Annotated in this window: 7 protein-coding genes; all 7 read left to right on the top strand. The window is 56.1% G+C overall.

Translation table 11 applies throughout. From position 1 onward, the window contains the following. Nucleotides 1-360 precede the first annotated feature (360 nt). Nucleotides 361-621, top strand: a complete 261-nt coding sequence (locus JUF21_RS11665) for an IreB family regulatory phosphoprotein (RefSeq protein ID WP_125758300.1) — start codon at nucleotides 361-363, stop codon at nucleotides 619-621. Continuing rightward, nucleotides 621-1,043 (top strand): Holliday junction resolvase RuvX, encoded by a 423-nt coding sequence (ruvX, locus tag JUF21_RS11670; protein ID WP_203664795.1) that lies wholly within the window; start codon nucleotides 621-623, stop codon nucleotides 1,041-1,043. The genes JUF21_RS11665 and ruvX overlap by 1 nt, the downstream gene beginning before the upstream one ends. Before the next feature lie 13 nt (nucleotides 1,044-1,056). After that, entirely contained in the window at nucleotides 1,057-1,377 is a 321-nt protein-coding gene (locus JUF21_RS11675; protein ID WP_203664797.1) for a DUF1292 domain-containing protein, read from the top strand. A gap of 56 nt (nucleotides 1,378-1,433) precedes the next feature. Further along, nucleotides 1,434-1,679, top strand: a complete 246-nt coding sequence (zapA, locus tag JUF21_RS11680) for a cell division protein ZapA (protein ID WP_203664799.1) — start codon at nucleotides 1,434-1,436, stop codon at nucleotides 1,677-1,679. Continuing rightward, on the top strand, nucleotides 1,672-2,202 hold the full coding sequence (locus JUF21_RS11685) for a CvpA family protein (protein ID WP_203664801.1): 531 nt from the start codon (nucleotides 1,672-1,674) through the stop codon (nucleotides 2,200-2,202). The genes zapA and JUF21_RS11685 overlap by 8 nt, the downstream gene beginning before the upstream one ends. A 51-nt stretch (nucleotides 2,203-2,253) precedes the next feature. Then, the gene (locus JUF21_RS11690; RefSeq protein ID WP_203664803.1) at nucleotides 2,254-4,614 is read left to right on the top strand and encodes an endonuclease MutS2; all 2,361 of its coding nucleotides are present in this window, start codon (nucleotides 2,254-2,256) and stop codon (nucleotides 4,612-4,614) included. A 104-nt stretch (nucleotides 4,615-4,718) separates the two neighbouring features. After that, nucleotides 4,719-5,039, top strand: a complete 321-nt coding sequence (gene trxA, locus JUF21_RS11695) for a thioredoxin (protein WP_054665174.1) — start codon at nucleotides 4,719-4,721, stop codon at nucleotides 5,037-5,039. Nucleotides 5,040-5,175: the final 136 nt, after the last annotated feature.

The following is a 5,175-nucleotide window of genomic DNA, read 5'->3' on the forward strand; positions in this document are numbered from 1 at the left end:
ATCAAGAACACTGCCTATGGTTATAAAAACTGGGATAACTTTATCAACCGTATTTTCCTTGAGCGTGTCTGGTTTAATCCCAAAGCCCACAACCTGGCGGCTTAAAAAAAGAGTACCTAGACCAATTAAGGTCTAAATACTCTCATAAATTATGTTCAACTTCACTTGACGAAGAGCCATTGCAAGCCGCGGTGCACACGCACCGCGGCTTTTGGTTGCAATGAAAATGTAACGCACCCGCTAACGGGAAGCGGGAGCCGCTGCGGCCTGGCGCCGGCCGCTGGTGCTGATCGCGACATTGTACTTTAGGCGCCTTTCAAGTAAAATAGAGGCTAGCTGGAAGGAATAGAGGTGTTGAAAATGGGCACATTAGATCAAACCGTTCATTTTGATTTTCCGGATAACAATCCGAAAAACATCCACGAGACGTTGGAGACGGTCAGCAAATCGCTGGAAGAAAAGGGCTACAATCCGATCAACCAGATCGTTGGCTACCTGATCTCGGGGGATCCGGCTTACATTCCACGGTACAACGACTCGCGGAATCTGATTCGGAAGTACGAACGCGACGTGATCATCGAGGAGCTTGTTCGCAACTACCTCGGTAAGGAGAAACAGTAGTGCGTTACATGGGCCTGGACGTCGGGTCGCGCACCGTGGGGGTCGCGATTTCCGATCCTTTAGGGTGGACGGCCCAGGGGCTTGAAATCATTCGCATCAACGAAGACAAGGAAGAATTTGGCCTCGCGCGCGTTGCGGAGTTGGTCACGCAGTATTCGGTGACCAACTTTGTGGTGGGGCTCCCGAAGAACATGAACAACACCGAAGGCCCGCGCGTTGAGAAATCAAAGGCATACGGCCAGATGCTGGCCGACCGGTTCAACCTGCCGGTGGCCTTCACCGATGAGCGGCTGACCACGGTCGAGGCGAGTCGGATGCTGATCGAAGAGGCGGATGCCTCACGTAAACGTCAAAAACAAGTCATCGATAAACTGGCGGCGCAGCTGATTTTGCAGAATTACCTGGATCTTCACAGCCGCTAATAAGGAGGCCATCATGGCAGACGAAAACAACCATGTGCACGAGGGCGACGACCAGCAGCAGATCACGCTGATCGACGACAAGGGCAACGAAGAATTGTATCAGGTGCTTTTCACCTTTGATTCGGAAGACTACGGCAAAAGCTACGTGCTGCTGTATCCGGAAAGCGCCAGCGACGATGAAGAAGTCGACATTCAGGCGTTTTCATTCACCCCAGACGAAAACGGCGACGCCAGTTCGGGAAATTTGTTTCCGATCGAAGACGACGACGAGTGGGACATGGTCGAAGAGGTGCTGAACACCTTCTTGGCCGATGAGGATGATGACGGCGAATAGCCGCCACACCGCGCCGCAGTGATGAGGCGCGGTTTTTTGACGGAAGGGGATCCACAATGGCTGAGCGCAAGCGGCGATTCAAGGCCGTGATTGACGGAAAAGAATATACGATTATTGGCCCGGGCACGACCGCCCACTTTGAGGCGGTGACCGCCCTGTTGAATCAGCGCTTGGCGGCGCTGCGCGAGGCGGCACCGAAAATGACCAAAGAAGACGCTGCGGTGCTGCTGGCCTTTAATGTCCTCTCCGACCAGGTGGCGGCCGCGGCCGCTGCGCAAAAGACGGAGGATGCGGATGCTTAGTCTGGCAATCATCGTCTTTCTCGCGTATTTCTTCTACGCAGGCGCTGAACGGGGGCTGTGGCTTCAGCTGGTGCACGTCGGCGGTTACTTAGTCAGTTTGGGGCTGGCGACGCTGTTTTACCGGCCGGTGGCGAACTTGCTGTCACTTTGGGTGCCGTACCCATCAGCGACGCAGACCAGCCATTTTGTGTTTTTCTCTAACCGGGTCGGGCTTACTCTGGACGATGCCTTTTATCGCGGCATCGCGTTTCTGCTCGTACTGGCGATTGGCTGGCTCGTGACGCGCTTTGGCGCACTGTGGGTGCATGACCTGAAGTATCACAAGGCCGACCGGGCCAGCTTGATCACCGGCGGCTTGTTGAATCTGGTGATGGGCTACATGTTCCTCTTTCTGGTGCTGTACGTGGTCGCGCTGATTCCACTGGCCGGGCTGCAGCAGATGCTCGCCAACTCATTTCTGGCGCGCACGATAGTTCGCTACTCGCTTGGGTTAACGAACTGGGTGACCGCCCTTTGGCTTTAACGACCAGCACCGCATTGCGTGCTGGTTTTTCGCATTCTAAGGAGTTTGATCATGAATAAAAAAATTTTGACCACGCTGGGCTTTGATCAGATCAAGGCGGCACTGGCCAAGGAGGTTGTGACGGCCGCCGGCCACGCCCGGGTGGCGGCACTGGCGCCGACTGCGGACCGCACGCAGGTTCAACAAGCCCTGGACGAAACTGCTGACGGCGCATCACTGCTGCGGCTCAAAGGCGGCATCCCGCTGCCTGAGCTGACTGATGTCGGGCCGGCGCTCAAGCGTGTGCAAATCGGGGCGACTTTAAACGGCAAAGAGCTCGCCCAACTGACTCGCGTTTTGCGCAGTGTCAGCGCGGTAGATGACTTCTTGGCGGATCTGAATGACAAAATCGAGCTGCGGCGGGTTTACACCCTGCAGCAGCAGCTCACTGTCCTGCCAGAACTCGAGCGCCGTTTGTACACGGCAATCGACGAGGAAGGTAATGTGACTGACGAGGCCAGTGACACGCTGCGCGCAGTGCGCAATCAGATCCGGCAGCTGGAAGCCAACATTCGCAGCCGCATGGACTCGTACATCCACGGCAACATGGCCAAGTACCTGTCTGATCCAATTATCACGCTGCGGGATGACCGCTTTGTCCTGCCTGTGCGCTCGGACTCACGCGGCCAGGTTGCCGGTGTGGTCCACGACCAAAGTGCCTCAGGTGCCACTTTGTTCATTGAGCCGCAAGCCATTGTGGACATGAACAACCGGCTGCGCGAGGCGCAAATTGAGGAGCAGCAGGAGATTGCGAGAGTGCTGGCGGAGCTGTCCGAAACGGTGGCACCTTACAGCAAGCAAATTGCCCGCAACGCAGAGGTGCTGGGACATTTTGACTTTATCAACGCCAAGGCCCGTTATGCGCGCGCCATCAAGGCGACGGAGCCGCTAGTGTCGGCGAAAAACGAGGTCGACCTTCTCCAGGCGCGCCACCCGCTGCTGGACGCGCATAAGGTTGTGCCTAACGACATCGTGATCGGCAAGGACTACCAGGCCATTGTCGTCACTGGGCCGAACACCGGTGGTAAAACCATCACCCTCAAAACCTTGGGGCTGCTTCAGCTGATGGGGCAGGCCGGGCTGTTCATTCCGGCCGGTGAGGAAAGCACGATTGGTGTGTTCTCGGAGATTTTCGCCGACATCGGCGATGAGCAAAGCATTGAGCAAAGCCTGAGTACTTTTTCAGGTCACATGGCGAACATTGTCGACATTCTTGACCATTTAGATGATCAGGCGTTGGTCCTGTTCGATGAGCTAGGCGCCGGCACAGATCCCCAAGAAGGCGCGGCCTTGGCCATCGCTATTTTGGATGAGGTCGGCACAATCGGGGCCGATGTAGTCGCCACCACGCACTACCCGGAACTTAAGCTCTACGGCTACAACACCCCAGGCACCATCAACGCCTCCATGGAGTTTGATGCCGCCACGTTGCAGCCGACGTACCGCCTGTTGATTGGGGTACCGGGCCGCTCGAACGCGTTTGACATTTCTCGCCGGCTCGGCCTGGACGGCGCCATTGTCGATCGGGCCAAGGCGCTGATCGCAGACGACAGTCACGATTTGAACAACATGATTGCGGATCTGGAAAGTCAACGCAAGGCGGCCGAAACGGAGTACAAGGCAGCCCGGGCGGACACGGACGCGGCACAGAAACTGCTGGCCGACCTCCAGGCGGCTTATGCGGAGCTTGAAAAAGAGCGCGCCGGCCAGCTAGACAAGGCCCGCGAACAGGCGAATGCGCTGGTCGAAAAAGCACAAAAGAAAGCTGATAAGATCATTCGCGACCTGCGCCAGATGCAAAAAGCGGGCAGTGGCAATGTGAAGGAAAATCGCTTGATCGAGGCCAAGACAGGGTTGAAGCAGCTGCACCAGGAGCAGCCGCAGCCGAAAAATAAGGTCCTGCGGCGCGAGAAGCGCAAACAGGCTTTGCGGCCAGGCGACCGGGTTCATGTGCTGTCGTATGATCAAACCGGTGACCTGCTCGACCAAGTGGATAACACCCACTGGAATGTTCAGCTGGGGATCTTGCGTATGAAAATCAGCACCTCTGACCTGGAAAAAGTGGCCGAACCCAAAGACCAGGAGCCCAAGCGGCCCATGGCAATCGTTAAGGGCGGCGCGGCAAGCGGACCTGACACGACGTTGGACCTGCGCGGGGTGCGGTACGAGGACGCGATGTCGCAGCTCGACCGCTACATCGATTCTGCGCTGCTTGCCGGGTATCCGCAGGTGACGATCATTCACGGCCTGGGCACCGGTGCGATTCGCAACGGGGTCACCGAGTATTTGAAACGCAATTCCCAAGTGAAAAAATTTGGGTTTGCGCCGCAAAACGCGGGTGGCTCTGGCGCGACTATTGTGCAGTTCAAGTAGTTAATTGCGGGCAATTTAGTTGAACGGGCTTGACGGTCATGCTACAATGGTTACGAATAGTAAGAAAGTCGTTGTTGACTTCAATGAGACGAGGAGGAACTTCTATGGTTAAAGTAGTTAGTGATCAGGATTTTAAGCAGGAGACCGACACTGGTGTCACGCTGACCGACTTCTGGGCAACCTGGTGTGGCCCTTGCAAGATGCAGAGTCCGGTGATCGAGTCACTGGAAAAGGATCGCTCAGACGTCAAGTTCACGAAGATGGACGTCGACCAAAACCCCGAAACCCCAGGGGCCTTTGGTATCATGGCCATTCCGACGCTGATCGTCAAGAAAGACGGCGAAGTCGTTGAGAAGCTGGTCGGCTATCAGACCAAGGATCAGCTCAACAACGTGTTGGATAAGTACACCAAGACGCCAGCCTAACAAAGTCAAAAAGTCCCAGCCTTTGCGCACGCTCAGTGCGTAAGGGCTGGGACTTTTTATTTATAGAGGCTTTAGCCGGGCTCGCGCGGAGACGCGCGAGGCTCAAAACCACCCGCTGTGCGGGTGGAGTCAAATG

Origin of the sequence: Lacticaseibacillus sp. 53-4 (assembly GCF_016861805.1) — a bacterium.
Taxonomy (GTDB): Bacteria; Bacillota; Bacilli; order Lactobacillales; family Lactobacillaceae; genus Lacticaseibacillus.

Coding starts and splice junctions, on each gene's coding strand:
- JUF21_RS11665 (WP_125758300.1), top strand. CDS start 361: ATGGGCACATTAGATCAAACCGTTCATTTTGATTTTCCGGATAACAAT.
- zapA (WP_203664799.1), top strand. CDS start 1,434: ATGGCTGAGCGCAAGCGGCGATTCAAGGCCGTGATTGACGGAAAAGAA.
- JUF21_RS11675 (WP_203664797.1), top strand. CDS start 1,057: ATGGCAGACGAAAACAACCATGTGCACGAGGGCGACGACCAGCAGCAG.
- JUF21_RS11690 (WP_203664803.1), top strand. CDS start 2,254: ATGAATAAAAAAATTTTGACCACGCTGGGCTTTGATCAGATCAAGGCG.
- trxA (WP_054665174.1), top strand. CDS start 4,719: ATGGTTAAAGTAGTTAGTGATCAGGATTTTAAGCAGGAGACCGACACT.
- JUF21_RS11685 (WP_203664801.1), top strand. CDS start 1,672: ATGCTTAGTCTGGCAATCATCGTCTTTCTCGCGTATTTCTTCTACGCA.